The sequence below is a fragment of the Nisaea sp. genome (assembly GCF_040217065.1).
Taxonomy (GTDB): domain Bacteria; phylum Pseudomonadota; class Alphaproteobacteria; order Thalassobaculales; family Thalassobaculaceae; genus Nisaea.
This window is the reverse complement of record NZ_JAVJNX010000010.1, coordinates 149,469-175,918: the sequence shown is the minus strand read 5'-3', so window position 1 is coordinate 175,918 and position 26,450 is coordinate 149,469. Positions and strand designations below refer to the sequence as shown.

Sequence of the window (26,450 nt, the reverse complement as noted above, 5' to 3'; positions counted from 1 at the left end):
CCGAGCCCTCACCTTTGGCCTGAGAATACTGCAAACCCCGACCCCGGATGCTGTCCCATGCGCAACGAGCTCGACAAGGAAACCAGCCCCTATCTGCTGCAGCACAGGGACAATCCCGTGCATTGGCAGACCTGGTCCGAAGACACCATTGCCACGGCGCGCCAGGCGGACAAGCCGATCCTGCTTTCCGTCGGATATGCCGCCTGCCACTGGTGCCATGTCATGGCCCACGAAAGCTTCGAGGACCCGGATACCGCAGCGGTGATGAACGAGCTGTTCGTCAACGTCAAGGTGGATCGGGAGGAGCGGCCGGATCTCGACATGATCTATCAGACCGCCCTCGCCATCACGGGCCAGCAGGGCGGCTGGCCGCTCACCATGTTCCTGACGCCCGAAGGCGCGCCCTTCTGGGGCGGCACATATTTTCCGCCGGATCAGCGCTATGGCCGGCCCGCCTTCCGGGATGTGCTGCGCCAGATTGAGGGCGTCTACCGGGAAGACCCCGGCCGCGTCGCCAGCAATGTCACGGCCATCGCGCAGCGTCTGGAAGGCGTCTTTGCCGGGAGTCCCGGCACGCGCATTCCGCTGGAGGCCGCGCCCGACGTCGCCGCCCGGTTCCTGTCCGAGCATGATCCGGTCTATGGCGGCATCGGCGACGCGCCGAAATTCCCCCAGCCGACCATCCTGAAATTCCTCTGGCGGACCGGCCAGCGCACCCGGAACGACGCGATGCTGCAGGCCGTGCGGACCTCCGTCACCGCCATGTGCGAGGGCGGCATCTACGATCATCTCGGCGGCGGATTCGCCCGCTATTCGACAGACGCCGAATGGCTGGCCCCGCATTTCGAGAAGATGCTCTATGACAACGCCCAGCTTGTCGCCCTGATGGTTGAGATGCAGCGCCAGGACCCGAACCCGCTCTATGAGCAGCGCATCCGGGAGACGATCGACTGGCTGTTCCGGGAGATGATCTCGCAGGGTGGCGGCTTCGCTTCCGCCCTCGACGCGGACAGCGAGGGCGAGGAAGGAAAATTCTATGTCTGGAGCGCGGAAGAGATCTCCGAAAGCCTGACGGAAGCCGGGCTCGACGCGACGCTCTTCGCGGAACATTACGACGTCACGCCCGGCGGCAATTGGGAAGGCACGGTAATCCTGAACCGGCGCCATCGCAAGGGCCCCTTCCCTGAAGAGATCGAAGCCAAACTACGCGCCGCCCGTCAGCATCTCCTGACCCTGCGCGACAAACGCATCCGCCCAAGCTGGGACGACAAGGTGCTGGCCGACTGGAACGGCCTGATGATTGCGGCGCTCGCCGATGCGGCAATCCTGCTCGGAGAGATGGACTGGCTCGCCCGGGCCGAAGTCGCCTTCGCCTTCGTCACAGAGCATATGGAAAAAGACGGGCGATTGCTGCATTCCTGCCGGAACGGACAGGCAAAGCATGCGGCCACCCTAGACGATTATGCCAACATGATCCTCGCCACCCTTACCCTCGAAGCCGCGACCGGAAAGCCCGCGTACCTGACGAAAGCGGAGGCATGGGTTTCCGTCCTCGACCGGCATTTCCGCGATCAAAAGGACGGCTCCTACTTCTTCACGGCCGACGACCAGACGGATCTGATGCTCCGGACCAAGACCGCGATCGACAATGTGACCCCGGCCGGGAACAGCACACTTGTCGAATGTCTCGCCCGGCTCTGGCTGCTGACGGGAAAAACGGCCTATGCGGAGCGGGCGGACACCCTGACCAAGGCCTTCGCCGGGTCCTTCCAGCAACAGCCGCAGGGCTTTCCCGGCCTGCTCAACGGCATGGAATGGCTCCTGCATGGCCGACAGATCGTCATTGTCGGCGATCCGGAGGCAGCAGAGACCAAAGCACTGGCCCATAGCGCCCGCACCGCCGGACGGGCCCTTTCGACCGTGCAGATCATCCGGGACGGCACCGCGCTTCCGGAGGATCATCCCGCCCATGGCAAGGGATCTGTCGATGGCGCACCCGCTGCCTATCTCTGCGTCAGCCAAGTCTGCTCGGCACCGGAAGTTGATCCGCAAGCGTTCCGAGCTGCCCTTGAGGCCCGGCCATGAGCGCGCCACACCAGCATAGTTTCAACAGCCCCATCGGCCGCATTCACCTGACCGAAGAGGACGGAGCCATCACAGGCCTGACATGGGTTTCACGTGAAACATCCGCACTTCATTCCGACAACGCAACAAGTGACCTTCTCGCGGAGGCAGAGCGTCAGATTCAGGCTTACTTCGCGAAAGACCGGCGAGATTTCGACCTGCCCCTGGCCTTCAATCGAGGTTCCGCCTTCGAGCAGTCGGTCTGGCGCGCGATGCAGGAAATCCCCTTCGGCACAGTCTGGACCTACGGCGATATCGCGGACCATGTCGGCGGCGTCGCCCGGGCGGTGGGCGGTGCCTGCGGGTCCAATCCGATCCCGCTCATCATCCCCTGTCACCGGGTGGTCGGCAGCAATGGCAAACTGACCGGTTTTTCCGGCGATGGCGGCATTGCCACCAAGCAGCGTTTGCTCGACCACGAGTCCGACCAGCTCTCCCTGTTTTGACGGACACCCATGCCGCAACAGGGCGTGGACACATGCTCACCGGCACGCCTAGTCTCTCGTCGATGACAGCTTCAGAGGGAGGCACTCAATGGCATATGTGACAATCAAAGCCGCTGACGGCGGCTCTTTTCAGGCTTATCACGCAGCGCCCGCTGGCGGCGGAAAGGCCCCGGGCATCGTCCTGATCCAGGAGATCTTCGGCGTGAACAAGGTGATGCGGGACCAGGCGGATGCCTATGCGGCAGAGGGATATCACGTGCTCTGCCCGGATATCTTCTGGCGCATCGAGCCCGGCATCGACATTACCGACCAGAGCCAGGCCGAATGGGACAGGGCGTTCGCCCTGTTCAACGCCTTCGATGTGGACAAGGGCGTCGAGGACCTGAAGGCCACCCTCGCCCATCTGAGGACCATGGACGGCTGCAGCGGCAAGGCCGGGTCCGTCGGCTATTGCCTGGGCGGTAAGCTCGCCTACCTGATGGCCACCCGTTCCAGTGCCGACTGCAACGTGAGCTATTACGGTGTCGGCCTGGATGAGCTTCTCGGTGAATCCAAGAACATTACAAACCCGTATCTGAACCACATGGCCTCCGAGGACGGTTTCGTCCCGAAGGAGGCGCAGGCAAAGATCAAGGCCGGCCTGGCAGACAATCCGCAGGTCACGCTGCATGTCTATGACGGTCAGGACCATGCATTTGCGCGTCAGGGAGGCGCACATTACGACGCGGCGGCGGCCGAGACGGCCAATGCCCGCACCGCTGACTTCTTCAAAACCCATCTCGGCTAAAACAAGGGAACAAGAAAAATGGTCAAGGCAATCCAGTTCAAGGCTCCGGGCGGTCCCGAGGTTCTTGAAATGACGGAGGTCGATCTCGCGGCTCCGGCCGCCGGCGAAATCACCGTGCGGCACACAGCAATCGGCCTCAACTTCATCGACACCTATCACCGCAGCGGGCTTTATCCCCTGCCGCTTCCCTCCGGGATTGGCATGGAGGGGGCCGGTGTCGTCGAGGCTATCGGCAGCGATGTCTCCGATCTTGCCGTAGGCGACCGGGTGGCCTATGCCTCCCCGCCCCCGGGATCCTATGCCGAGGCCCGCAACATCGCCGCAAGCCGCGTCGTGAAGATCCCCGACGGAGTCGAGGACCAGACAGCCGCCGCGATGATGCTCAAAGGCATGACGGCCCAGTATCTGATCCGGCAGATCTACAAGGTCGGCAAGGGCGACACGATCCTGATCCATGCCGCTGCCGGCGGCGTTGGCCAGATCGTCTGCCAGTGGGCGAGCCATCTTGGCGCCACCGTCATCGGCACCGTCGGCAGCAAGGAAAAGGCGGAGATCGCCAAGGCCAACGGCTGTCATCATCCGGTGCTTTACAATGACGAGGATTTCGTCGAGCGGGTGAAGGAGATCACGGACGGCAAGATGCTTCCCGTGGTCTATGATTCAATCGGCGATACCACCTTCGAGAAATCCCTCGATTGCCTGCGTCCGCGCGGCCTGATGGTCAGCTTCGGCCAGGCAGCCGGCCCGATCCCGCCGGTCAATCTCGGGATTTTTGCGCAGAAGGGTTCTCTCTTTTTCACCCGGCCAACCCTGTTCAACTACATCGCCACCGCCGAAGATCTCCGCGCGACAGCCGGAGATCTGTTCGGCGCAGTCACTTCTGGCGCGGTGAAGATCCATATCGACCAGACCTTCCCCCTGGCCGAAGCCAGGGCAGCCCACGAGGCACTCGAGGCCCGCAAGACCACCGGATCGACCATCCTAATCCCGTAAGCCCGGCTACCGGAAAAACAAAAAGGGCGGAGCTTTGCGGCTCCGCCCTTCTCTTCGATCTTTTTGACCGTCCAGGAGTTCCCGGATCAGGAATTCATGGCGTCGAAGAAATCGTTGTTGTTCTTCGAGACCTTGAGCTTGTCGATCAGGAATTCCATGGCATCGACCGTGCCCATCTGGGTCAGGATCCGGCGCAGCACCCACATCTTGTTGAGGGTCGCGCGGTCCACCAGAAGTTCTTCCTTCCGGGTGCCCGACCGGGTGATGTCGATGGCCGGGAACGTCCGCTTGTCGGCCAGCTTGCGGTCCAGGATGATCTCGGAGTTACCCGTACCCTTGAACTCTTCGAAGATGACCTCGTCCATGCGCGAGCCGGTATCGATCAGCGCGGTCGCGATGATTGTCAGCGAGCCGCCCTCCTCGATGTTCCGGGCCGCACCGAAGAAGCGCTTCGGCCGCTGCAGGGCATTCGCATCCACACCACCCGTCAGCACCTTGCCCGAGGACGGCACCACGGTGTTGTAGGCACGTGCCAGGCGGGTGATGGAATCCAGCAGGATGACCACGTCGCGCTTGTGTTCGACCAGGCGCTTTGCCTTCTCGATCACCATTTCCGCAACCTGAACGTGGCGGGCGGCCGGCTCGTCGAAGGTCGAGCTGATAACCTCGCCCTTCACCGAACGGTCCATGTCCGTCACTTCTTCCGGCCGTTCATCGATCAACAGCACCAGCAGATAGGCGTCCGGGTGATTCTCCGCGATCGCATGGGCGATGTTCTGCAACATCACCGTCTTGCCGGTACGCGGCGGCGCCACAATCAACCCACGCTGACCCATGCCAAGCGGCGCGATCAGGTCGATCACGCGCGTTGTGGCACCCTGCTGCTTGTTCACCGGATCTTCGAGCTCGAGGTTGAGCCTCTGTTCCGGATAGAGCGGAGTCAGGTTATCGAAATTGATCCTGTGACGTACCGCCTCCGGATCTTCGAAATTGATCTGGTTGACCTTGAGCAGCGCGAAGTACCGCTCGCCGTCTTTCGGTGCCCGGATCTGCCCCTCGACCGTATCGCCGGTGCGCAGCCCAAAGCGCCGCACCTGGCTCGGAGAGATATAAATATCATCCGGGCCCGGCAAATAATTCGATTCTGGCGATCTGAGAAAGCCAAAGCCATCCGGCAATGTTTCAAGAACACCTGTGCCGTATATCGGTAAATCGTTATCAGCTAATTGTTTAAGAATGGCGAACATCATGTCCTGCTTGCGCAGAACACTTGCGTTCTCGATCTCCAAGTCTTCCGCATAAGCAAGAAGATCTTGAGGTGTCTTCGATTTCAGCTCTTGAAGATGCATCGTCCTGTCGATGACAAGGTATAACGAATGATTTGAGAGGTCGGCCCTATGAGCAGGCCGCACGAGAGTCGCTGATTAGAGCAGACTTTTATGATTCGTTCTGTGCGGGAAAGACCTGACGCAATGCCATACGGCGATCAACGCTGTTGTCAATTACAGTGCATCTGCGGCGAATGTCAAACCCGAATATTTGAGAAAAATGGAATTCAACCGGAAAACGGCTTCACGATCACCATGATTATGATCACGATCAGCAAAACGGTCGGGACCTCGTTCGCAATCCGGTAAAAACGCTCACTATGCCGGTTCGCGTCCGCCGCAAACTGCCTTCTCCAGCGGGACAATGCACCATGGAACCCGGTCATGAGCACGAGACAGGCCAATTTCACATGCATCCACGGTTCGGAAAGATAGTCCGGGACCAGAACCAGCATCCAGATCCCGAACACGAAGGTCGCAATCATCGCCGGGTTGATGATCGCCCGGAGCAGACGGCGCTCCATCACCTTCAGGGTCTCGGAGAGCTCCGAGCCGGCGTCGGCACCCGTGTGATAGACGTAGAGCCTCGGCAGATAAAACATCCCGGCCATCCAGGCGACCATACTGATCACATGCAGTGCCTTGATCCATTCGTAGCTCATGCGCGAAACCCTTCCCTGCGACTGGCGTCAGCGTCCGGCTCTCACCTGCCGGACGAGCTGTTCCACATGCTCAATCGGTGTTGTCGGCAGAATGCCGTGCCCGAGATTGAAGATGAACGGCCCGGACGACGCGGCTGAGAGAATGCTTTCGACCTCGGCCTCAAGGCCGGCCCCCCCGGCCAGCAGCGCGATCGGATCGAGATTACCCTGTATCGGCATCCGGCTCTGGATGTTCTCGACGGCCCAGCGGATCGGCATCGCCGTGTCCACCGCAACGGCGTCCACGCCGGTTTCCGCGATATAGTCGAGGTAATGCGCACCGGCGGCCCGGGGAAATCCGATGATCGGCAGAGCCGGATATTGGGCCTTCACTGCCGAGATGATTTTCTTCGTCGGCTCAAGCACGGCCATACGGAACAGCCGCGGAGACAACACACCGGCCCAGGAATCGAAGAGTTTCAGAACTTCGGCCCCTGCCTTCGCCTGGCCCAGCAGATAGGTGATAGTCCCCTCGACGACAATATCGATCAGCTCCTGAAAGCCTTCCGGATCCGAATAGGCCCACCGTTTGGTCGCCGCGTAATCCTTGCTGCTGCCGCCTTCGACCATATAGGTGATGACGGTCCAGGGACTGCCCGAGAAGCCGATCAGGGTGGTCTGGGCAGGGAGAGACGCCCGAACCCGCGACACGGTCTCGTAGACGTTCCCCACGCGGTCTGAGAGGCCATTCAGGTCCAGACTCTTCAGTGCTGCGCGATCCGTCACCGGTTCCAGCACCGGACCCCGCCCCTCGACGAAACGGAGCGGCTGGCCCAGCCCGTGCGGCACGATCAGGATGTCGGAAAACAGGATGGCGCCGTCCATGCCGAAGCGCCGGATCGGCTGCAGGGTGACTTCCGCCGCCAGTTCCGGATTGAGACAGAGATCGACGAAGGACCCGGCATCTGCACGGATCGCCCGGTATTCCGGCAAATACCGCCCCGCCTGGCGCATCAGCCAGATAGGAGGGATTTCCGCGGTCTTTCCGGCCAATACGTTGAGAAGAGCTTTATCGGTCATCGCGTGCCTGTCCGTCCGGTGAATAAGTGCGCCACTCCTAACAAAGAATCTTATTAGAAATAACTAGGAAGTGATTGTAGTGGTGCTGTGAGTCCTGTGGATTACCTTTTGACCACAGGCTGCACACAGTTTTGTGCGACCCGGATCATAGAGGGCGGGACCGGGGATAAGAACCGGTAAAAATGCCGCAACATCGCGGTCTTCCTTTTATGCTGTTCCTGTGGATTGCGGGGATATCTCGTCCCCCGGCTGCCGGCAGGAGTTTGTGCGGTGGACGGGAAAAGATTGTCCCCCGGAGAACAACCGAGGTTCGGGCGCTGGCACAGATGGGTGCAGAATTTCTTTCTGCTGTGAATCCGGATTCTGTAAACAGTTCATATGCAGTTATCCCCAATGGGATGTGGAACGTGACCGATACGGATATTCATCTTCACCTGGTGTCCGATGCGACCGGGGAAACCAATCACCAGGTCGTGCGGGCCTGTCTGGTCCAGTTCGACGGTGTGCGGGCCCGCGAACATGTCTGGTCTCTGGTCAGAACGTCCGGGCATATCGAAAAAGTACTGGCGGCCGTCGCCGTCTATCCCGGACCGGTGCTCTTCACCCTGGTCAATCCGGAGCTGCGTCAGCAGCTCGAGAAAGGCTGTCAGCAGCGCCGGGTGCCCTGCATTTCCGTTCTCGATACGGTGGTGAATGCCCTTGGCAACTTTCTCGGGCAGGAGAGTCACGGCCGGCCGGGCCGTCAGCACGAACTCGACGCGGCCTATTTCAATCGGATTCGTGCCATGGACTATACGCTGGCCCATGATGACGGGCAGATGGTGCACGATCTTGAAGATGCCGACATTGTCATCGTCGGCGTCTCCCGGACCTCGAAGACCCCGACCTCCCTCTATCTCGCCAATCGTGGATATGCGACCGCCAATATCCCGGTGGTGCCCGGCGTTCCGCTGCCGCAGGAGCTTTACAGTCTCAAGCAGCCCTTCGTCGTAGCTCTGACCAATGATCCGAACCGGCTGACCCAGGTCCGTCGCAACCGCATGCTGATGCTCCAGCACAGCAACGAAACGGACTATGTCGATCCTGAAAAGGTGCGTGCCGAGGTCGTCGACGCCCGAAAGCTCTTCACCAAGGGAGGCTGGCCGGTGATTGACGTGACCCGCCGTTCGATCGAGGAAACCGCCGCGGCGGTGCTTCAGAAATACGCCAAATTTCACGGTCTGGAATCCTGATGTCAGCACATTCCGATCTTTCCCGCCTGAGCGGCACCGGCGACAAGCCGGTCGTGCTGGCATCCGGCAGCCGGACCCGCGCGGACATGCTGCGGGCGGCCGGCCTGCCGGTGGATATCCGCAAGCCGAATGTCGATGAGTCCGAATTCAAGCGCAGCCTGAAGGCCGAGGGCGCGAGCGCGGCCGACGTCGCGACATTCCTTGCGGAAATGAAGGCGAACACCATCTCCCGTGCCGTCCCGGAAGCGCTGGTGATCGGTGCGGACCAGATGCTCGATATCGAAGGGGAATGGCTGGACAAGCCGGAAGACCGGGCCGGCGCCGCCGCGCATCTCCGCCGCCTCTCCGGCAAGCGGCACAGCCTGATCAGCGCGGTGGTGGTTTCCGCAGGCGGCACCCGGATCTGGCACAATATCGCCACGGCCAGCCTGCTTGTCCGGCCGCTCTCCGATGAATTCATCGACGCTTATCTCGACACTGTCGGTGAGCAGGCTTTTGAATCCGTCGGGGCCTATCAGCTTGAATCGCTCGGCGCACAGCTTTTCACGGCGGTCGAGGGCGACTTTTTCACTGTTCTCGGGCTGCCATTGCTTCCCCTGCTCGATTTCATGCGCACGCACAACGCATTGCGGGCCTGAGGCGATGCTGGTTCTCGGCCTGACCGGATCCATCGGCATGGGGAAAAGCACGGCGGCCGCGATGTTCCGGCGTCTGGGCGTGCCGGTCCATGATGCCGACGCCGCGGTACACGCCCTTTTTCAGGCCGGCGGTCTTGCCGTGGCGCCGATCTCGCGCCGGTTTCCGGACGCGGTGGTCGCCGGCGCGGTCGATCGGGAGCGCCTCGGCAAGATCGTTTTCGGAGATGCGGTGGCGCTTCGGGATCTGGAAGCAATCGTGCACCCGCTGGTGCGCCGTGAGCGGGACCGGTTTCTTGCCCTGCAGCGCCGGGCCCGGCGGCGGGCGGCCGTGCTCGATATACCGTTGCTGTTCGAGACCGGTGGAGAGAATGTCTGCGACTATGTGGTCGTGGTGTCGGCCCCGGCATTCCTGCAGCGTCAGAGGGTTCTTGCCCGCCCCGGCATGACAGATGAACGCCTCTCTTCTATTCTGCAAAAACAGTTGCCGGACCGGGAAAAGCGCCGCTGCGCGGATTTTGTGCTACCGACCGGGCTGGGCCGGGCCGCGACCATCCGGGCAATTAAGAAAATCCTCCGCCAACTGGGAATTCGACATGCGTGAACTGGTTCTTGATACCGAAACCACCGGCATCGATCCGAAACAGGGGCACCGGATTATCGAGATCGGCGCCATCGAGCTGGTCAACCATGTCCCGACCGGCGAGAGCTATCACGTCTATATCAACCCGGAGCGCGAGGTCGAACAGGGCGCCTTCGAGGTGCATGGCCTGTCGACCGAGTTCCTGGCCGACTATCCGAATTTTGCCGGAATTGTGGACGGTTTTCTGGATTTCGTCGCGGATGCCACGCTGGTTATCCACAATGCCAGATTCGACATGGGCTTTATCAATGCGGAGCTGAAGCGGCTCGGCCGCCCGGAAATGCCGATGGAACGGGCGATCGATACTCTGACCATGGCGCGGCGCAAATATCCGGGCGCACAGGCCAGCCTGGATGCGCTGTGCCGCCGGTTCGAGATCGACAATGGCCATCGCGATCTGCATGGCGCGCTGGTCGATGCGGATCTGCTCGCTTCGGTTTATCTCGAACTGATCGGCGGGCGGCAGCCCGGTCTGGAGCTGGCCCGGCAAGAGGCGACAGGCCATGCCGTTCCGGAGATCAGAACCGCAGTGGTCCGGCCGCCACGCACTTATGCGCCGAGCCCGGAAGAGCTCGCGGCGCACGCGGCGCTGATGGAAAAGGTGAAAGACCCGATCTGGAACCGGGCCGAAGACGCGGCCGAATAATCAGGCGTTGCCTTCGGTCTCGATCTTGGCGACGTCGACGCCGCCGGCTTCGGCCCGGGTCAGCTCGTTCTTCTGAAAGACACCGAGAAAATCGATCGGCTGGATATGCAATGGCGGGAAACCGCCATCTGACGTCACCTGGCCGATGATCTGGCGGGCAAACGGGAACAGCAGCCGGGCGCATTCGACCATCAGCACATATTCGAGCTGATCGGGCCGCAGGTTCTCGAACTGGAAAACCCCGGCATAGGACAGCTCAACGATGAAGATCTTGTCGCCTTCGTGAACGCCGTTGACGTTCAGCAGCAGGACGACCTCGAAGACATTGTCAGCCATCCGCTCCGCCCGTACATCGACACCGATCTCGATATCGGGACGGATATCGGCGCGCAGGCTCAGCGGCGCCTTCGGGTTTTCGAAAGACAGGTCCTTGATATACTGCGCCTGCACCGTCATCGCGAAGGTGTTGATCGCGGCGGCCGCGTCTTGGCCGGGTGCTGTGCCGGTATCTGTGTCGGTCATCGGTTCGATCTTATCTCTGCCGGGTCAAATTCAAGGCGCGTGGGTATCACGGATCGGGGGTGTGAACAACCTCTCCCGCGCCGTCCCGCTGTACCTTGACGATCGTTCCGTTGCCGACCGGCAATCCGGTCAGGCGGTTGATGAAACCCCAGTGACTGACACAGACCACCTGGTCCCAGTCCGGACGATGATGGTTGGCATCAAGGAAGGAACGCACCCTGGCATGGACCTCATGCTCTTCCTCGTGATGATCCGTCCACCATTGCTCGTCGATGTGATCGAAGGAAAGATGTGGCCAGTCCTGTCGAAGCGCTGAGCGGGTGCGTCCGATATCGCAGATGAAATGCCGATGCTCGCGGATCAGCGGCTCTATCCGGATCTCCCGGCCGATGACCTCAGCAATGATATGCGCCGTTTCCAGGGCACGGCGATAGGGGCTGGAGATGATGTGATCGACATCCTGCGCGCGCAAGGCTTCGGCACTGTGCAGGATCTGGGCCTGCCCGAGTTCGGTCAGCGCCGGGTCCTCGATCCCGGGGTCACGGCCCGTGGCGCCATAGACGACATTGAACTCGGACTGGCCATGGCGGACGAAGAGCATCTGGGCGGTTTCCCTCGGTGGCGCGCGCGTTCAGATCAGCGCGGCGGCAATTTTCGGTCGTTGCTGTCGCTATCGGCCCCGGATTCCTTGTCGTTATCCGTCAGATCCTTGAAATCCGCGTCAATGATCGTGCCGGGACCGGACGCGCCGGAAGCTTTATCCGAGCGGCTGCGAACAATCCAGACGTGAGAGTCGGCGGCCCGCGCGGCGCCCCTGAACAGCATGCCGATCAGCACCACGCGCAGCGGCGGTATGAACAGCAGAAATCCGGCCACATCGGTTACGAAGCCCGGCAGGAACAGGAACAGGGCAGCCAGCAGCAGGCCGATGCCGTCAATGATTTCGGCCAGCGGCGTTTCCTCCCGCCGGAGCTGCTCCTGGGCCCGCTGCAGGACCGCCGTTCCCTGGCTCCGGAACAGCAGGGCGCCGAGCGCGGCTGTCAGCAGGGTCAGGCCGACCGTCGCCCAGCCGCCGATGATCCCGCCCACCTCGGCGAAGACGTAGATCTCGACGGCCGGAATGCCGATCAAAACGAAAAGGATAAGCAGAGCCATAGTTGTTCTTTCAAAAGTGACAGCCTATGTATGCTGTAGTACGTTCGCCGGAAGGTCAAAGCGGCAGGCCCCCGGTCGAAGGAAGACCGGTCTGCCGTGTCGGCTGAAAGCGATCTCTTCATAAATGGATAAGGGTTTTCGAACCCGCAGTTAAGGACGATATGGGCGACGGTTCCGCTTTGTTCGAGATAATTTTATTCGCAATTCTTGCCGGATTCCTTGTTTTCAAGCTGCGCGGCGTGCTTGGAAAACGGACGGGCCATGAAGAACGGCACAGCGATCCGTTTTCGCCGGCGCCCGAGAAGGCCAGTCCGTCGGATAACGTGATCCCGCTTCCGGGCCGTGATCCGGGCGACGCAGAGCAGCCGGATGGTGAGCTGTCCGAGGCGATGCGCCTGAAAATGGCAGACCCGTCCTTCGATGAAATCGAGTTCCTGAAGGGCGCGCGCACTGCGTTCGAGTGGGTCGTCGACGCTTTCGCCAAGGGTGACCGGGACGGTCTCGCCCCCCTGCTGACCGATGACTTGATGTCGGCCTTCGCCGGTGCGATGGATGCCCGCGAACAGGCCGGCGAAACGCAGGAAACCACGATCACATCGTTCCGCTCGGCGCTGATCAACGATGTGCATATGGACGGTTCCGTCGCGCATGTGACGGTCGAGTTCATCACAGATCAGGTGAAGGTGACCCGCGCGGCAGACGGCTCCGTGGTCGATGGCGACCCGGACAAGATAGAGACCGTGACGGATCTCTGGACCTTTGAGCGCGATATCGCGACCCAGGACCCGAACTGGCACCTTGTTGCGACACGTGTGCCTGAAGAATAGGTCTCGGTTGCATTGGTCCGAAACGGACTGGAGAACGTCTTGACGTCCCGCTGCCTCTGGCTGCTGACTGTTTTGGCTCTGGCGGCCTGCGCGCCGGATCAGGCGCCCGATCGTGCGGAAAAACAGCCGGTAAGCTACCAGAGAACCGACTTTTCGGCTCTGCCGGCATGGAACAGCGACCGGGTCAGTGAGGCTCTCCCTGCGCTGAAGCGGTCCTGCGGAAAGCTGCGCCGGCAGGCGGATACGGATACCATTGCGCCGGCGGAAATCGGCGGAACGGTCGCTGCCTGGCGCGAGGCCTGTGATTCGCTGTCACGGCTGTCCGATGCCAGCGGCGACGGCGCGGTGCGCGACTTCCTCACAACCTGGTTCGATGTCTATGAAGTGCGCGGCAGCGAGGGGCTGTTCACCGGATATTACGAGCCGGAACTGAACGGCTCGCTGGAGCGGCGCGCGGGTTTCGAGACCCCGCTGCTGGCGAGACCGTCCGATCTGGTGCTGGTCAATCTCGGCGAATGGCGCACGGGCCTGCGCGGCGAGCGGATTGCCGGTCGCCTGCGGAGCGGACGGCTGATTCCCTACGAAAGCCGGGCGGAGATCGAGACCGGCGCGCTCGGCGACAATGTGGAAACCCTGGTCTGGCTGGACGATCCGATTGATGCCTTCTTCCTGCATATCCAGGGGTCGGGCCGGGTCCGGCTCGATGACGGCCGGGTGCTGCGGGTCGGCTATGACGGCCATAACGGACACAGCTACTATCCGATCGGCCGCTACCTGGTTGATAGCGGAGAAATCGACAAGGAAGCGATATCGCTGCAGACCATCCGCGCCTGGCTGCGCGCGAATCCCGATCAGATGCGCGGCGTGATGGATCTCAACCCTTCCTACATCTTCTTTCGCAGGATCGATGGCGACGGTCCGATCGGTGCCCAGGGCGTGGCCCTGACCGCCGGACGCTCGCTTGCCGTCGACCGGCGCTACATCCCGCTCGGCGCGCCGGTCTGGCTCGATGTCGATTATCCGGACGAAAGCGGGAACCCGCTGCAGCGCCTTGTCGTCGCCCAGGATACCGGCGGGGCCATAAAGGGCGCGGTGCGCGGTGATGTGTTCTGGGGCCACGGCCCGACCGCGGCTGAAAAAGCGGGGCCAATGGCGGCGTCAGGTCGATATTTCGTGCTTCTGCCGAAAAATCTCGATATTGCCTTTAAGCAATAGGATGCGGCGTGCCGGTCCAGGGCCCTGCATCTTCAAAAAGAGATGAGAGTGGGAGCCTGCTGTGTCTGCGTCCGAGAAAGCCCGTCCGCGCGTCGGCCTGTTTGTGACATGCCTTGTCGATCTGTTCCGACCGTCAGTCGGATTTGCCACCCTGTCCCTGCTTGAAAAGGCCGGGTGCGAGGTTGTGGTGCCGGAAGCACAGACCTGCTGCGGCCAGCCGACCTTCAATTCCGGCGACTTCAGGGACAGCCGCGACATAGCTGCCAATGTGATCGCGGCCTTCGAAGAGTTCGATTATGTGGTTGCGCCGTCCGGCTCCTGCGCGGGCATGATCCGGGCGCACTATCCCGAGCTGTTCGAGGATGATCCGGCGATGGCCATGCGGGCCCAGCACCTGGCCAAGCGGACCTACGAGCTGACCGCCTTCCTGGTCGACATCATGGGCATGGAGAGCACCGGCGCAGCTTTCGCGGGCACGGTCACCTATCATGATTCCTGCTCCGGCCTGCGCGAGCTCGAGGTCAAGACCCAGCCCCGCAAGCTGCTGGCAGCAATGGACGGCACCTCCATCAAGGAGATGCCGGGCGCCGAGATCTGCTGCGGCTTCGGCGGCACCTTCTGCGTCAAATATCCGGAGATCTCCGACAAGATGGTGACGCAGAAAGCGGCTGAAATCGTCGAGAGCGGCGCCGATCACCTGCTGGCGGGGGATCTCGGCTGCCTGCTCAACATGGGCGGCAAGCTGAAGCGGCTTGGCGCCCGGACAGAGGTCCGGCATGTCGCCGAAGTGCTGGCCGGCATGACCGACCAGCCGTCGATCGGCGAGGGAGAGCGCTGATGCAGTCCACTTCGCACAGTTTCAAGCAGAACGCCCGCGATGCGTTGACCGATGCCCAGCTGCAGAAGGCGCTTTCCAAGATGCGCCCCGGCTTCCAGCAGAAGCGGGCTGATGTCGTCGCCAAGCTGCCGGAATTCGACGATCTCCGCGATCGCGGCCGGGACATCAAGAACCACGTGCTGGAGAATCTCGATTTCTATCTCGAGCGTTTCGAAAGCAATGTTGTCGCCAATGGCGGGCACGTCCACTGGTGCCGGAACGCCGAGGAAGCCCGGCAGACCATCATGGAGATCTGCCGCTCCGTCGACGCCAGGACGGTGACCAAGGGCAAGAGCATGGTGGCCGAGGAAATCGGCCTGAACGAGTATCTGGAAGAGCACGGCGTCGAGCCGATCGAGACCGATCTTGGCGAATATATCATCCAGCTCCGGGGTGAGCCGCCGAGCCATATCATCGCGCCGGCGATCCATGTGAACAAGGAACAGGTCGTCGAGGCCTTCCGCAAGAAACACACGGATCTGCCGCCGGATCGGGCGCTTGAGGAAGTCGGCGACATCACCGACGAGGCCCGCACCCAGCTTCGCCCGAAATTCTTCGCCGCCGATGTCGGCATCACCGGCGCCAATTTCCTGATTGCCGAGACGGGCCAGACGGTGATCGTCACCAATGAAGGCAACGGCGACCTGACCCAGACACTCGGCAAGGCGCATGTCGTCGTCGCCAGCCTGGAGAAGATCGTGCCGACCCTGGAGGATGCCAGCTGCATCCTGCGGCTGCTGGCCCGCTCGGCGACCGGCCAGGAATTCTCCGTCTACACCACCTTCTCCAGCGGCCCGCGCCGGGAAACCGATCTCGACGGCCCGGAGTCTTTCCATGTGGTGCTGATCGACAATGGCCGCTCCGCCATGCTCGGCACCGAATATCAGGACATGCTGCGCTGCATCCGCTGTTCGGCCTGCATGAATCATTGCCCGGTCTATGCGGCGGTCGGCGGGCATGCCTATGGCTGGGTCTATCCGGGGCCGATGGGCGCGGTGCTGACTCCCAGCCTGATCGGCATCGACGAGGCCGGCCACCTGCCGAATGCGTCCACCTTCTGCGGGCGCTGCGAGCAGGTATGCCCGATGCGCATTCCGTTGCCGAAAATGATGCGCCACTACCGGGCGAAAGAATTCACGGAAAACAAGACCACCGCGCAGATTCGCAACGGTTTGGGGATATGGTCGTACTTTGCGAAACGGCCATGGCTCTACCGGCAATCGACCAAACTGGGGGCTGCGCTACTACGGGCCCTGGGCGGAAAGCGGGGCCGGATCGCGTCATTGCCGCTGGCCTCCGGCTGGACCTCCGTGCGCGATCTGCCGGCACCGGAAGGCCGCACCTTCCAGCAGCTCTACAAGATGAGCGGGCACGGCAAGAAGGGAGACGCATGATGAGCGCTGCACGGGAACAGATCCTGGCGGGCATCCGCAAGTCCCTTGGCCGTGGTCCGCTGGACGGCGCGGCGGCCGAGGCCGTCGAGGCCCGCCTGAAAGGGCATGCGCGTATCCTGGTGCCGAAACGCTCCGACGGCGACCAGGCGCACAAAATCGGTCTTTTCGTCGAGATGGCGGAAGCCGTCTCCTGCACTGTCGATCGGCTGGAGTCCCTTGAATCCGTGCCGGAACGGCTGGCGGACTATCTCCGCCGGGAGAACCTGCCGGCCCGGATCAAGCAGTCACCGGGGCTCGAGGATTCTGTCATTCCCTGGGAAAAGGCCCCCGCGCTTGAAATCGCCAGCGGCGCCGCCGTCAACGAGGATGCGGTGGGTCTGACGCCTGCCCATGCCGGCATCGCGGAAACCGGCACGCTGATGCTGCATTCCTCGGCCGAAACCCCGACGACGCTGCATTTCGTGCCGGACACCCATGTCGTGCTGCTGCGCGAGAGCCAGATCGTCGGCGCCTATGAAGACGCCTGGGACCTGTTGCGGCAGAAACTCGGGCTGGAGCCGGGCACGAGCATGCCGCGGACCGTCAATCTCGTCACCGGTCCCTCGCGGACCGGCGATGTCGAGCAGATCATCCAGCTCGGCGCGCACGGCCCCCGGCGCCTGCATATCATGCTGGTCAAGGACTGAAGCCCGAAGCGGAGCGAAGCTATGGCCCGGCGGCCGACGGTGGACGAGCTTGAATTGTGGCGCAGGGTGGTCGCCGACACGGTCCCCCTGACGCCCGAGCGCCGCGCCGCGCTGGCTGCCGAAGAGGTGCCGAAAGTCCCGGAACTCGGCACGAAACAGCCAAAAAAGAACGGCAAGGACAAGCAGGCGGCGCGCCATCACAGCCGCCCGCAGAACGATCCCGGCTTTACCGCCATCAAGGTGCCGAGCGCGCTGGCGGAATACGCTCCGGGCAAGGTCCCGGGCATAGACCGCCGCACGGCACTCAAGATCAAACGCGGCAAGCAGCAGATCGACGGCCGGATCGATCTGCACGGCATGCGCCAGGACGAGGCGCACCGGGCCCTCGACGGCTTCATCGCCTCTGCCTACCGGCGCGGCCAGCGCTGCGTCCTGGTCATCACCGGCAAGGGCAACCGGTCGGCTGACGGCAACACGGAAACCGGCGTGCTGCGCCGGATGACGCCACGCTGGCTGACCGAGGGGGCGAACAAGGACAAGGTGCTGACCTATTCCCCGGCCCAGCCGCAGCATGGCGGCAGCGGCGCGCTCTATGTCATGCTGCGCCGGCAGAAGGTCTGACGATGATGCGGGGTCGGGCATGACGCCGTTCGGGGCAAGGATCCGGAAACTCAGGGCCGAACGCGGCGTCACCCTGAAGCAGATGGCCGAGGCCCTGCAGGTCTCCTCCGCCTATCTCTCGGCCCTGGAGCACGGCAAGAAAGGCCGCCCGACCGTCGGCCTGATCCACCAGATCTGCCAGTATTTCGGCCTGATCTGGGACGATGCGGAAGATCTGAAGAAGCTCGCCCGGCAGTCGAACCCGCGGGTGGTGATCGACACGGCCGGCCTCAGCCCGAAAGCGACGGAGCTCGCGAACACCCTGGCAAAGCGCATCCGCGACCTCGACGATCCGCGTCTGGACGCGCTGCTGGCCGAGCTGGTTCTGCCGGAAAAGGGGCCGCGCTACTGATTGCGGCCCGCGATCGCATCTACAGGATGAACTTGCTCAGATCCGTGTTCTTCGCCAGCTCGCCCACGCGCTCGTTCACGTAGGCCGCGTCGATTTTCAGCGTCTCGCCGCCCTTGTCGGACGCCGTGAAGCTGATTTCGTCGAGCAGCTTTTCCATCACCGTATGCAGGCGCCGGGCGCCGATATTCTCGACATTCTTGTTGATGTCGACCGTCAGGTCGGCCAGTACGTCGATGGCGTCGTCGGTGAAGTCGAGGGTGACCTCTTCGGTGGCCATCAGGGCCGTGTACTGGCGCAGCAGGCTGTTTTCCGGCTCGGTCAGGATGCGGCGGAAATCGTCCCGCTCCAGGGCCCGCAGCTCGACCCGGTTGGGCAGACGGCCCTGCAGTTCGGGCAGCAGGTCCGACGGTTTCGCCAGATGGAAGGCGCCGCTGGCGATGAACAGCACGAAGTCGGTTTTCACCGGGCCGTACTTGGTCGCCACCGTGGTGCCCTCGATCAGCGGCAGCAGGTCGCGCTGCACGCCCTCGCGGCTGACATCGCCGCCGCGCTCCGCCCGGCTGGTGATCTTGTCGATCTCGTCCAGGAAGACGATGCCGTTCTGCTCCGCCGACTCGATGGCCTGGCGCACGACCTTTTCCTCGTCGAGCAGCTTGTCCGCCTCTTCCTCGACCAGAACCTTGTAGGATTCCGCCACTGCCATGCGGCGCTTCTTGGTGCGGCCGCCGAAGGCCTTGCCGAACATGTCGTTCAGATTGAGCATGCCCATCTGGGCGCCCGGCATGCCGGGGATCTCGAAGGTCGGCATGCCGCCGGCGCCGGCATCGGCGGTCTCGATCTCGATTTCCTTCTCGTCGAGTTTGCCCTCTCGCAGCATGACGCGGAATTTCTGCTTGGTGTCCGCGCTGGCGCTCTCGCCGACCAGGGCGTCGACCACCCGGTCCTCGGCCGCCAGTTCCGCCTTGGCATGCACATCCTTGCGCATCTTCTCGCGGACCTGGCCGATGGCGATCTCCACCAGGTCGCGGATGATCTGCTCGACGTCCCGGCCGACATAGCCGACCTCGGTGAACTTCGTCGCCTCGACCTTGATGAAGGGCGCTTCCGCCAGTTTGGCGAGACGGCGGGCGATCTCCGTCTTGCCGACGCCGGTCGGGCCGATCATCAGGATGTTCTTCGGCTGCACCTCCTCGCGGATGTCGTCGGCCAGCTGCTGGCGCCGCCAGCGGTTGCGCAGGGCGATGGCGACGGCGCGCTTGGCGTCGTTCTGACCGATGATGAAGCGGTCCAGTTCGGAAACAATTTCACGCGGGCTGAAGGCGGACATGCGTGGTTCTACCAATCGTCAGGATGCAGGGGCTGATGCAAATGTCAGCGTGTTACTCGGTATCGAGCATCTCGAGGGTGAGATTCTCGTTCGTATAAATGCAGATACCGGCGGCGATCTTCATCGCCTTGCGGGCGATCGCCTCGGCATCCATGTCGTCCAGATCCACCAGGGCGCGGGCGGCGGAGAGGGCGAAGCTGCCGCCGGAGCCGATGCCGATCAGGCCGTCCTCCGGCTCCAGCACGTCACCGTTGCCGGTCAGCACCAGGGATGTCGTCTTGTCGGCCACGGCCATCATGGCTTCGAGACGGCGCAGATAACGGTCCGTGCGCCAGTCCTTGGCCAGCTCGACCGCAGCCCGGGTCAGCTGGCCCGGATGTTTCTCCAGCTTCTCTTCCAGCCGCTCGAACAGGGTGAAGGCATCGGCCGTGGCGCCGGCGAATCCGGCGATCACGCTGCCGTCGCCGATCCGGCGGACCTTGCGGGCCTGCGCCTTCATCACGGTATTGCCGAAGCTGACCTGGCCGTCGCCGGCGACCACCACGCGTCCGTTCTTGCGGACAGAAAGGATTGTGGTGCCGTGCCACTGGATCGGGTCTGCGGCCTGATTGGTCATGAGAACTCCATGCGTAACGTGCCTGTCCAATTTGGGCATCGGCTGGATAACGTCAAGAGCGCGTGTGTGGCAAGGGCCGGGGGCCGGCTTAGCGGCGCGGTCCGATGATTGGCATTTCGCCCCGCTTCCTGCTACATAGCCGCCGGATATTGCTTGGGAGCAGAACCCATGTCGGACAATCGCAGCGCCACCGTCAAGCGCATGACCAACGAGACCAGCATTTCCGTCGAGCTTTCGCTGGACGGGACCGGGAAATATGACGTCGAGACCGGGATCGGTTTCCTCGATCATATGCTGGAGCAACTGTCCCGACATTCCCTGATGGACCTCAAGGTCCGGGCCGAGGGAGACCTGCATATCGATGCCCACCACACGACCGAGGATTGCGGCTGGGCCATTGGCGACGCGTTGTCGAAGGCGCTGAAGGACCGCAAGGGCATCAACCGCTATGGCTCTTCCTATCTGCCGATGGACGAGGCGCTGAGCCGGGTTGCACTGGATTGCTCGAACCGTCCCTTTCTGGTCTGGAAGGCAACCATGCCCGCGCAGAAGCTGGGCGACATGGACACGGAGCTGTTCCGTGAGTTCTTCCAGGCATTCAGCCAGGCCGCAGGTCTGACCCTGCATATCGAGAACCTCTATGGCGACAACACGCACCATATTGTCGAGTCCATCTTCAAGGGCGTCGGCCGGGCATTGCGGGTCGCCATTGAAATCGACCAGCGCCGTGCCGATGCCGTGCCCTCGACCAAGGGCACCCTCGGGGGGAGCCTGTGACCGCTTCGGGCGGCCGGACCACAGTCGCGGTTGTTGATTACGGGTCCGGCAACCTCCGTTCGGTGGCGAAAGCCTTCGAGCGGGTGGCGTCCGAGCTTGGCAAGGGCACCGAGATTGTCGTGACGTCCGATCCGGCCGTGGTGCGTGCCGCCGGGCGGATCGTGCTGCCGGGGGTTGGTGCCTTCGCCGATTGCCGCAGCGGCCTCTACGGTCTGCCGGGCATGGTCGAGGCCCTGTCCGACGCCGTCCTTGAAAACGGCACGCCGTTTCTCGGCATCTGCGTCGGCATGCAGCTCATGGCAAAGCGCGGGCTGGAGCATGTGATCTCCGAAGGGCTTGGCTGGATCGACGGCGAGGTCCGTCTGATCGAGCCTGCGCCTGCGCCGGACGGCCGTGCGCTGAAGGTTCCGCATATGGGCTGGAACCGGCTGGATATCATCCAGCGTGAGCATCCTCTGCTGAAAGGCATCGAAGACGGTGCTTTCGTTTACTATGTGCACTCATACCTGTTCGACGTGGCAAGCCGTTCCGATCTGATCGCATCAAGCGATTACGGTGGCGAGATTGCCGCGCTTGTCGGGCGTGACAATTATTTCGGAACCCAGTTCCACCCGGAGAAGAGCCAGGCCAACGGCCTTGCCTTCATCCGGAATTTTCTCGACTGGGCCCCGTGAGGGAGAGCGGCATGGACGACAGCGACGCTGAACCACAATTTCCGCCTGTTCCCACGGTCGAAATGCTGACCGAGTTCGGTCCCGGCGACCTGCAGGACCTGTCGGACGCGGCGGAAGCGGCGATCAAGGACGGTGGCGGCTTCGGCTGGATTACCCCGCCGCAGCGCGAAACGCTGGAAGCCTTCTGGCGCGGGGTTCTGCTGATCCCGGAGCGGGATCTCTTTGTCGGCCGGCTCGACGGGGTGATCGCCGGATCCTGCCAGATCCAGAAACCGGCGCGGAACAATGAAGCGCAACGCCATACCTGCAGCCTGACGACGACCTTCGTTGCCCCCTGGGGCCGGGGGCACGGTCTTTCCCGCGATCTGATGGAGATTGCGGAAAAGCATGCGCGGGACGAGGGCTTCAAGGTGCTGACCCTGGATGTGCGGGAGACCCAGCATGCCGCCATCCGGCTCTATGAGCGGCTCGGCTATGTCCGGTTCGGCAGCCTGCCGCATTATGCCTATGTTCGGGACGGTTTCGTTGCCGGGCACTTCTTTTACAAGGAACTTGACGCGGTATGATCCTGTTTCCCGCGATCGATCTGAAGGGCGGCCAGTGTGTGCGGCTGCTCAAGGGCGAGATGAATACGGCGACGGTCTTCAATGACGATCCGGGCGCCCAGGCACGGCTGTTTCAGGACGCCGGCTGCGGCTGGGTTCATGTCGTCGATCTGGACGGCGCCTTTGCCGGCGAAACCCGGAACGGGGAGGCGGTCGACCGCATTCTCGCGGCCGTCGACGTCCCGGTGCAGCTTGGCGGCGGTATCCGCGACATGGCGGCGATCGATGCCTGGCTCGCAAAGGGTGTGGCGCGGGTCATTCTCGGCACCGTGGCCCTGCGGGACCCGGAGCTGGTGAAAGCGGCCTGCGCGCGCCATCCGGGCCGTATCGCGGTCGGCATCGATGCCCGCGACGGCATGGTGGCGGTCGAGGGCTGGGCCGAAACCTCGACCCTGTCGGCCGTCGATCTGGCCCGGCAATTCGAAGGCTGCGGCGTGGCCGCGATCATCTTCACCGATATCGACCGGGACGGCGCGCTCGGCGGCGTTAATGTGGCGGCGACAGCCGCTCTGGCGAATGCGATCTCGACACCGGTGATTGCCAGTGGCGGGGTGGCGTCGCTTGATGATCTTGCCGCGCTCAAGGCAGCGGGCGCGCCCGGTATCGCGGGCGCAATTTCAGGCCGGGCGCTCTATGACGGGCGGATCGATCTGGCCGAGGCGGTCGCGTTGCTGGCCGCTCCCGAAGCGGAGGCCGTCTGATGCTGACAGCACGCGTTATTCCCTGTCTCGACGTGAAGGACGGCCGGGTCGTCAAGGGCGTCAACTTTCTCGATCTGGTCGATGCCGGCGATCCGGTGGAGCAGGCCAAGATCTATGACCGCGAAGGCGCTGACGAGCTCTGTTTCCTCGACATCACCGCCAGCCACGAGGAACGGGACACCCTGTTCGATGTTGTCGGCCGGACGGCGGAACAGTGCTTCATGCCGCTGACCGTCGGCGGCGGCGTGCGGACGCTCGAGGATATCCGCAAGCTGTTGCTGGCCGGTGCCGACAAGGTGTCGATCAACACGGCGGCGGTGAAGGACCCTGATTTCGTGCGCCGGGCGGCGGAGAAATTCGGCAGCCAGTGCATTGTTGTGGCGGTGGATGCGAAAAGCACCGGGCCGGACAGGTACGAGATCTTTACCCATGGCGGGCGCGAGGCGACGGGCATCGACGCTGTCGCCTGGTCCCGGCGCATGACTGAATATGGTGCGGGCGAGATCCTGCTGACCTCGATGGACCGGGACGGCACCAAACAGGGCTTCAACCTGCCTCTGACCCGGGCGATTTCCGATGCGGTGAGCATTCCGGTGATTGCCAGCGGCGGTGTCGGCACGCTGGAGCATTTCGCCGAAGGCATTCTCGAAGGCCACGCCTCGGCTGTTCTGGCCGCCTCCGTCTTCCATTTCGGCACGTTCCGCATCTCCGAGGCAAAAGCGGCGATGGCGAAGGCCGGTGTTCCCGTGAGGCCGCAATGAGCGAGCATATTCTCGACCGGCTGCATGCGGTTATCGACTCCCGCAAGGGTGCTGACCCGGAAAGCTCCTATACGGCGAAGCTCTTCGACAAGGGCGCGAAGAAGATTGCCCAGAAGGTCGGCGAGGAAGCGGTCGAGGCCGTCATCGAGGCCGTTGCCGGGGACCGCGACGGGTTGACGGCGGAGAGCGCCGACCTGCTTTATCATCTGCTTGTGCTGTGGAGTGCGGCGGGGATCAGGCCGGAGGATGTCTGGGCTGAGCTGGCACGCCGCGAGGGCCTGTCCGGGATCGAGGAAAAGGCCAGCCGCTCGGAGTGAGCGCGGCCAATTGGCAGTGAGGGGGAAGTTCAATGTCCTATGATGAGCAGAATGTGTTCGCCAAGATCCTGCGCGGCGAAATTCCCAACAAGACCGTCTATGAGGACGAGCACGTCCTCGCCTTCGAGGATATCCAGCCCCAGGCCCCGGTGCATGTGCTGGTGATTCCGAAGGGCCCTTACAAGACCATGAACGAATTCTCCGAGCAGGCGAGCGATGCCGAGATCGTCGCCTGGGTCCGGGCCATCGGCAAGGTGGCGAAGATCACGGAGGCGCGCGAAGACGGGCATCGCCTGATCGTGAATACCGGCGAGAATGGCGTGCAGGACGTGCCGCACCTTCATATCCACCTGCTCGGCGGCCGCCGTCTTGGCCGCATGCTGCCGAAGCCGGATTGAAGCGGGCGACTATTCCCCTTCGACGATCCGCATCGTGTCGCCCCAGAAGGAATAGAACCCGTCCAGCACGGCGGCGAAATCCAGGCTGCGATAGGCCCAGGCGATTTCCTGTCCTTCCAGCGAGAAATAGTGCGCATCGCCTTTCAGGGGGCAATGCGTGACTTTGTCCAGCTGTACCAGCGGCACCGTCAGCGCCTCCTTCGGCAGATACAGCCGCGGCTCGTAAGCCTTCCGGCCGATCTCGATTACCCGCACCGCATCCATGCTGTCCGCGACCATCAGATCGCCGAAAAAGATGCGGATTCTGCGCCCGGCGGGCTGCACCACCATGAAATGGTTCGGGTTGGCGGGATTGCGGATCGCTCCCTCGACCGGGGCAACCGCGTCGGGCCACTCACTCTCTGCCACTGACATTCTCCCGTGATGAACCTTGCTGATGATCTTGGGTGTTGCCCTGCATTATGCAAGATCGCGGCCATCCAGGCCGGTGCCCGGCTGACCCGGGAACAAGTCTTCAGGCAATGAAGTTCTGAGTGTTCACTTTTAATCCGCACCGTAGAGCATTGATTTTATTGATTGATGTGCGACACAAGATTGGCTAAAGTAAAACTGCGAATCCACACCAATATATAGACAATACGCCACCTAATTTCTCTATATGTTGTTGTTTGTTTGACCATGTCTTCGAATGCTGGCCTGGGACTGAGCAATGATCGTCGATGAACTTCAGCAGGAACTCGACAAAATCGTCTCGAAGCACGAGGCGTTTTTGCGGCGTTATCCGGGTGGCGAAATTGCCGATCTGAGACAGCGCGATCTGCGCGCCATACGTCTTCCGGGCGCTGACCTGCGCCAGGCACTGCTTGCCGGGGCCAATCTGCAGAACAGTGTTTTTGCCGGCGCCAATCTGTCGGACGCGCAGATGCTGACGGCACGTCTCAGCAATTCCGATCTGTCCGGCAGCCGGCTTGTCGGGGCCAACCTGAGGGGCGCGTCCCTCTCCGGTGCAAAGCTGATGGCGGCGGACCTGACCAATGCCGATCTGCGGCCGATGAAGCTGCGCGATGTGCATCACGCGATCGAGCAGGTGGCTGATCTGCAGAACAGCGACATGTCCGAGGCAAAGCTGATCCATACGGATCTCAGCAATGCCAATCTCTCCGGTGCCGTCGCGGTCAGCGCGAATTTCTCCGCCGCCAAGCTGGTTGGCGCCAATCTTCATCACGCCGATCTCAGCCGGACGATCTTCAAGGATGCGGTGCTGCAGAACGCCAACCTGCAGGGCGCGAACCTGAGCCAGGCGCAGATGCGCAACAGCGACCTGTCCGGCGCCGACCTGCGCTCGTGCAATTTCGACGGCGTCGACCTGACCGATGCGGACCTGACCGACTGCCGCATCGCATCGGGCATGGAAAACCTGCCGGACGACATCCGGCACCGGCTGGTCGAGCATTTTCACTGGGTCTCCTCGGGCGGCGTCAAAGGCGCTCGCGGGGATTTCCGGGACATGGACATGTCCGGCATGGATCTGAGCGGCGCGGAGCTCAGTGCGGCGGAAATGTCCCGAACCAAGCTGAACGGCACAAAACTGAAAGGCGCGTCGCTCCGCCTTGCCAACCTGCAGGGCGCCAACCTGACCCAGGCGGACCTGACCCGGGTCGATTTGCGCGGGACGAACCTGAAGGACGCGGACCTGAGTGGTGCGACCCTGGTTTCCGCCCGTCTGTCCCGAATTGCGATCCTGAAACCGGGCACGCTCGAGGTACTCAGGGAATGGCCAACGGATCTGCGCGGCGCCACGCTGGTCGGGGCGGATCTGCAGCGCGCTGATTTCGCCGGCGCCCTGGTTGAAGAGACTTGCTTCGATCATGCGGATGTGACCCATGCCTGCTTCACCGAAGTCGCGGTCCGGTCCTGCTCCTTCCTCGATGTCCGCGGCGGCGCCCCGGACCTGCTCGCGGACGATTCCTAGACCGCGCCTGTCCTCCTTCTGAAAACACCTCAGATCGGCCCATGACAGCCCGGGAGACA

32 protein-coding genes are annotated in these 26,450 nt (G+C 62.6%); 23 read left to right on the top strand and 9 right to left on the bottom strand.

What is annotated here, in order from left to right; translation table 11 throughout:
- Positions 1-57: 57 nt before the first annotated feature.
- The 4 genes from RH950_RS16870 (at position 58) to RH950_RS16855 (ending at position 4,350) form a co-directional block, all read left to right on the top strand.
- On the top strand, positions 58-2,085 hold the full coding sequence (locus tag RH950_RS16870; RefSeq protein WP_350058860.1) for a thioredoxin domain-containing protein: 2,028 nt from the start codon (positions 58-60) through the stop codon (positions 2,083-2,085).
- Entirely contained in the window at positions 2,082-2,570 is a 489-nt protein-coding gene (locus RH950_RS16865) for a methylated-DNA--[protein]-cysteine S-methyltransferase (protein ID WP_350058859.1), read from the top strand. Before RH950_RS16870 ends, RH950_RS16865 begins: the two co-directional genes overlap by 4 nt.
- An 88-nt stretch (positions 2,571-2,658) precedes the next feature.
- Positions 2,659-3,357, top strand: a complete 699-nt coding sequence (locus RH950_RS16860) for a dienelactone hydrolase family protein (RefSeq protein WP_350058858.1) — start codon at positions 2,659-2,661, stop codon at positions 3,355-3,357.
- Between the two features lie 18 nt (positions 3,358-3,375).
- The gene (locus tag RH950_RS16855) at positions 3,376-4,350 is read left to right on the top strand and encodes a quinone oxidoreductase family protein (protein WP_350058857.1); all 975 of its coding nucleotides are present in this window, start codon (positions 3,376-3,378) and stop codon (positions 4,348-4,350) included.
- An 86-nt stretch (positions 4,351-4,436) separates the two neighbouring features.
- Here the strand turns inward: RH950_RS16855 and rho are convergent, their stop codons facing one another.
- The 3 genes from rho to hemE all read right to left on the bottom strand — a co-directional run bounded on the left by rho (position 4,437) and on the right by hemE (position 7,399).
- On the bottom strand, positions 4,437-5,699 hold the full coding sequence (gene rho / locus RH950_RS16850; RefSeq protein WP_350058855.1) for a transcription termination factor Rho: 1,263 nt from the start codon (positions 5,697-5,699) through the stop codon (positions 4,437-4,439).
- Positions 5,700-5,905: 206 nt separating this feature from the next.
- On the bottom strand, positions 5,906-6,340 hold the full coding sequence (gene hemJ, locus RH950_RS16845; RefSeq protein ID WP_350058853.1) for a protoporphyrinogen oxidase HemJ: 435 nt from the start codon (positions 6,338-6,340) through the stop codon (positions 5,906-5,908).
- Between the two features lie 27 nt (positions 6,341-6,367).
- On the bottom strand, positions 6,368-7,399 hold the full coding sequence (gene hemE / locus RH950_RS16840; RefSeq protein WP_350058851.1) for a uroporphyrinogen decarboxylase: 1,032 nt from the start codon (positions 7,397-7,399) through the stop codon (positions 6,368-6,370).
- A gap of 407 nt (positions 7,400-7,806) precedes the next feature.
- Between hemE and RH950_RS16835 the strand changes: the two genes are divergently transcribed.
- Genes RH950_RS16835 through dnaQ form a run of 4 tightly spaced genes read left to right on the top strand, consistent with a single transcriptional unit; the run spans position 7,807 to position 10,555 of the window.
- The gene (locus RH950_RS16835) at positions 7,807-8,631 is read left to right on the top strand and encodes a pyruvate, water dikinase regulatory protein (protein ID WP_350058849.1); all 825 of its coding nucleotides are present in this window, start codon (positions 7,807-7,809) and stop codon (positions 8,629-8,631) included.
- Positions 8,631-9,269 carry a Maf family protein gene (locus RH950_RS16830; RefSeq protein WP_350058847.1) on the top strand — a complete coding sequence of 213 codons (639 nt, stop codon included), beginning with the start codon at positions 8,631-8,633 and terminating at the stop codon, positions 9,267-9,269. Before RH950_RS16835 ends, RH950_RS16830 begins: the two co-directional genes overlap by 1 nt.
- A 4-nt stretch (positions 9,270-9,273) precedes the next feature.
- Positions 9,274-9,870 carry a dephospho-CoA kinase gene (coaE, locus tag RH950_RS16825; RefSeq protein WP_350058845.1) on the top strand — a complete coding sequence of 199 codons (597 nt, stop codon included), beginning with the start codon at positions 9,274-9,276 and terminating at the stop codon, positions 9,868-9,870.
- Positions 9,863-10,555, top strand: coding sequence for a DNA polymerase III subunit epsilon (gene dnaQ / locus RH950_RS16820; RefSeq protein WP_350058843.1), 693 nt, complete (start codon positions 9,863-9,865; stop codon positions 10,553-10,555). The genes coaE and dnaQ overlap by 8 nt, the downstream gene beginning before the upstream one ends.
- Here the strand turns inward: dnaQ and secB are convergent, their stop codons facing one another.
- From secB to RH950_RS16805, 3 genes are read right to left on the bottom strand one after another with little or no spacing between them, the layout of a single operon-like run.
- Positions 10,556-11,077 (bottom strand): protein-export chaperone SecB, encoded by a 522-nt coding sequence (secB, locus tag RH950_RS16815; RefSeq protein WP_350058841.1) that lies wholly within the window; start codon positions 11,075-11,077, stop codon positions 10,556-10,558.
- Between the two features lie 46 nt (positions 11,078-11,123).
- Complete coding sequence (locus RH950_RS16810) at positions 11,124-11,678, bottom strand: histidine phosphatase family protein (RefSeq protein WP_350058839.1); 555 nt, start codon at positions 11,676-11,678, stop codon at positions 11,124-11,126.
- A gap of 35 nt (positions 11,679-11,713) precedes the next feature.
- Positions 11,714-12,232, bottom strand: coding sequence for an FxsA family protein (locus tag RH950_RS16805; protein WP_350058837.1), 519 nt, complete (start codon positions 12,230-12,232; stop codon positions 11,714-11,716).
- A 161-nt stretch (positions 12,233-12,393) separates the two neighbouring features.
- Here RH950_RS16805 and RH950_RS16800 point away from each other — a divergent pair, with 161 nt between their 5' ends.
- The 7 genes from RH950_RS16800 (at position 12,394) to RH950_RS16770 (ending at position 18,243) form a co-directional block, all read left to right on the top strand.
- Positions 12,394-13,059: a Tim44/TimA family putative adaptor protein gene (locus RH950_RS16800; protein WP_350058835.1), complete on the top strand. Its 666-nt coding sequence runs from the start codon at positions 12,394-12,396 to the stop codon at positions 13,057-13,059.
- Positions 13,060-13,098: 39 nt separating this feature from the next.
- Positions 13,099-14,274, top strand: a complete 1,176-nt coding sequence (gene mltA / locus RH950_RS16795) for a murein transglycosylase A (protein WP_350058833.1) — start codon at positions 13,099-13,101, stop codon at positions 14,272-14,274.
- Positions 14,275-14,335: 61 nt separating this feature from the next.
- Positions 14,336-15,112 carry a (Fe-S)-binding protein gene (locus tag RH950_RS16790; protein ID WP_350058831.1) on the top strand — a complete coding sequence of 259 codons (777 nt, stop codon included), beginning with the start codon at positions 14,336-14,338 and terminating at the stop codon, positions 15,110-15,112.
- Positions 15,112-16,545, top strand: coding sequence for a LutB/LldF family L-lactate oxidation iron-sulfur protein (locus RH950_RS16785; protein ID WP_350058829.1), 1,434 nt, complete (start codon positions 15,112-15,114; stop codon positions 16,543-16,545). The genes RH950_RS16790 and RH950_RS16785 overlap by 1 nt, the downstream gene beginning before the upstream one ends.
- A complete protein-coding gene (locus tag RH950_RS16780; RefSeq protein ID WP_350058827.1) occupies positions 16,545-17,231 on the top strand; it encodes a LutC/YkgG family protein in 687 nt (228 codons plus the stop codon). The genes RH950_RS16785 and RH950_RS16780 overlap by 1 nt, the downstream gene beginning before the upstream one ends.
- Before the next feature lie 21 nt (positions 17,232-17,252).
- Positions 17,253-17,852 carry a Smr/MutS family protein gene (locus tag RH950_RS16775; RefSeq protein ID WP_350058825.1) on the top strand — a complete coding sequence of 200 codons (600 nt, stop codon included), beginning with the start codon at positions 17,253-17,255 and terminating at the stop codon, positions 17,850-17,852.
- 19 nt (positions 17,853-17,871) lie between these two features.
- Positions 17,872-18,243 carry a helix-turn-helix domain-containing protein gene (locus tag RH950_RS16770; protein ID WP_350058823.1) on the top strand — a complete coding sequence of 124 codons (372 nt, stop codon included), beginning with the start codon at positions 17,872-17,874 and terminating at the stop codon, positions 18,241-18,243.
- A gap of 19 nt (positions 18,244-18,262) precedes the next feature.
- Here the strand turns inward: RH950_RS16770 and hslU are convergent, their stop codons facing one another.
- Together hslU and hslV are read right to left on the bottom strand one after the other, a co-directional pair.
- Complete coding sequence (hslU, locus tag RH950_RS16765; RefSeq protein ID WP_350058821.1) at positions 18,263-19,570, bottom strand: ATP-dependent protease ATPase subunit HslU; 1,308 nt, start codon at positions 19,568-19,570, stop codon at positions 18,263-18,265.
- A gap of 52 nt (positions 19,571-19,622) precedes the next feature.
- On the bottom strand, positions 19,623-20,186 hold the full coding sequence (gene hslV, locus RH950_RS16760; protein WP_350058819.1) for an ATP-dependent protease subunit HslV: 564 nt from the start codon (positions 20,184-20,186) through the stop codon (positions 19,623-19,625).
- 168 nt (positions 20,187-20,354) lie between these two features.
- On the opposite strand from hslV, the gene hisB reads away from it, so the two are divergent.
- The 7 genes from hisB to RH950_RS16725 are packed head-to-tail and all read left to right on the top strand — an operon-like array spanning position 20,355 to position 24,419.
- Positions 20,355-20,963 carry an imidazoleglycerol-phosphate dehydratase HisB gene (gene hisB / locus RH950_RS16755; protein ID WP_350058817.1) on the top strand — a complete coding sequence of 203 codons (609 nt, stop codon included), beginning with the start codon at positions 20,355-20,357 and terminating at the stop codon, positions 20,961-20,963.
- Positions 20,960-21,637: an imidazole glycerol phosphate synthase subunit HisH gene (hisH, locus tag RH950_RS16750; protein ID WP_350058815.1), complete on the top strand. Its 678-nt coding sequence runs from the start codon at positions 20,960-20,962 to the stop codon at positions 21,635-21,637. Before hisB ends, hisH begins: the two co-directional genes overlap by 4 nt.
- 11 nt (positions 21,638-21,648) lie before the next feature.
- Positions 21,649-22,203, top strand: coding sequence for a GNAT family N-acetyltransferase (locus RH950_RS16745; RefSeq protein ID WP_350058813.1), 555 nt, complete (start codon positions 21,649-21,651; stop codon positions 22,201-22,203).
- The gene (gene hisA / locus RH950_RS16740; RefSeq protein ID WP_350058811.1) at positions 22,200-22,943 is read left to right on the top strand and encodes a 1-(5-phosphoribosyl)-5-[(5-phosphoribosylamino)methylideneamino]imidazole-4-carboxamide isomerase; all 744 of its coding nucleotides are present in this window, start codon (positions 22,200-22,202) and stop codon (positions 22,941-22,943) included. The genes RH950_RS16745 and hisA overlap by 4 nt, the downstream gene beginning before the upstream one ends.
- On the top strand, positions 22,943-23,704 hold the full coding sequence (gene hisF / locus RH950_RS16735; protein ID WP_350058809.1) for an imidazole glycerol phosphate synthase subunit HisF: 762 nt from the start codon (positions 22,943-22,945) through the stop codon (positions 23,702-23,704). Before hisA ends, hisF begins: the two co-directional genes overlap by 1 nt.
- A complete protein-coding gene (locus tag RH950_RS16730; RefSeq protein ID WP_350058807.1) occupies positions 23,701-24,021 on the top strand; it encodes a phosphoribosyl-ATP diphosphatase in 321 nt (106 codons plus the stop codon). The genes hisF and RH950_RS16730 overlap by 4 nt, the downstream gene beginning before the upstream one ends.
- Before the next feature lie 32 nt (positions 24,022-24,053).
- Positions 24,054-24,419, top strand: a complete 366-nt coding sequence (locus RH950_RS16725) for a histidine triad nucleotide-binding protein (protein WP_350058805.1) — start codon at positions 24,054-24,056, stop codon at positions 24,417-24,419.
- A 9-nt stretch (positions 24,420-24,428) separates the two neighbouring features.
- Here the strand turns inward: RH950_RS16725 and RH950_RS16720 are convergent, their stop codons facing one another.
- Entirely contained in the window at positions 24,429-24,827 is a 399-nt protein-coding gene (locus tag RH950_RS16720; protein ID WP_350058803.1) for a DUF427 domain-containing protein, read from the bottom strand.
- 301 nt (positions 24,828-25,128) lie between these two features.
- Here RH950_RS16720 and RH950_RS16715 point away from each other — a divergent pair, with 301 nt between their 5' ends.
- Positions 25,129-26,391 (top strand): pentapeptide repeat-containing protein, encoded by a 1,263-nt coding sequence (locus RH950_RS16715; protein WP_350058801.1) that lies wholly within the window; start codon positions 25,129-25,131, stop codon positions 26,389-26,391.
- The last annotated feature ends 59 nt before the right edge of the window (positions 26,392-26,450 follow it).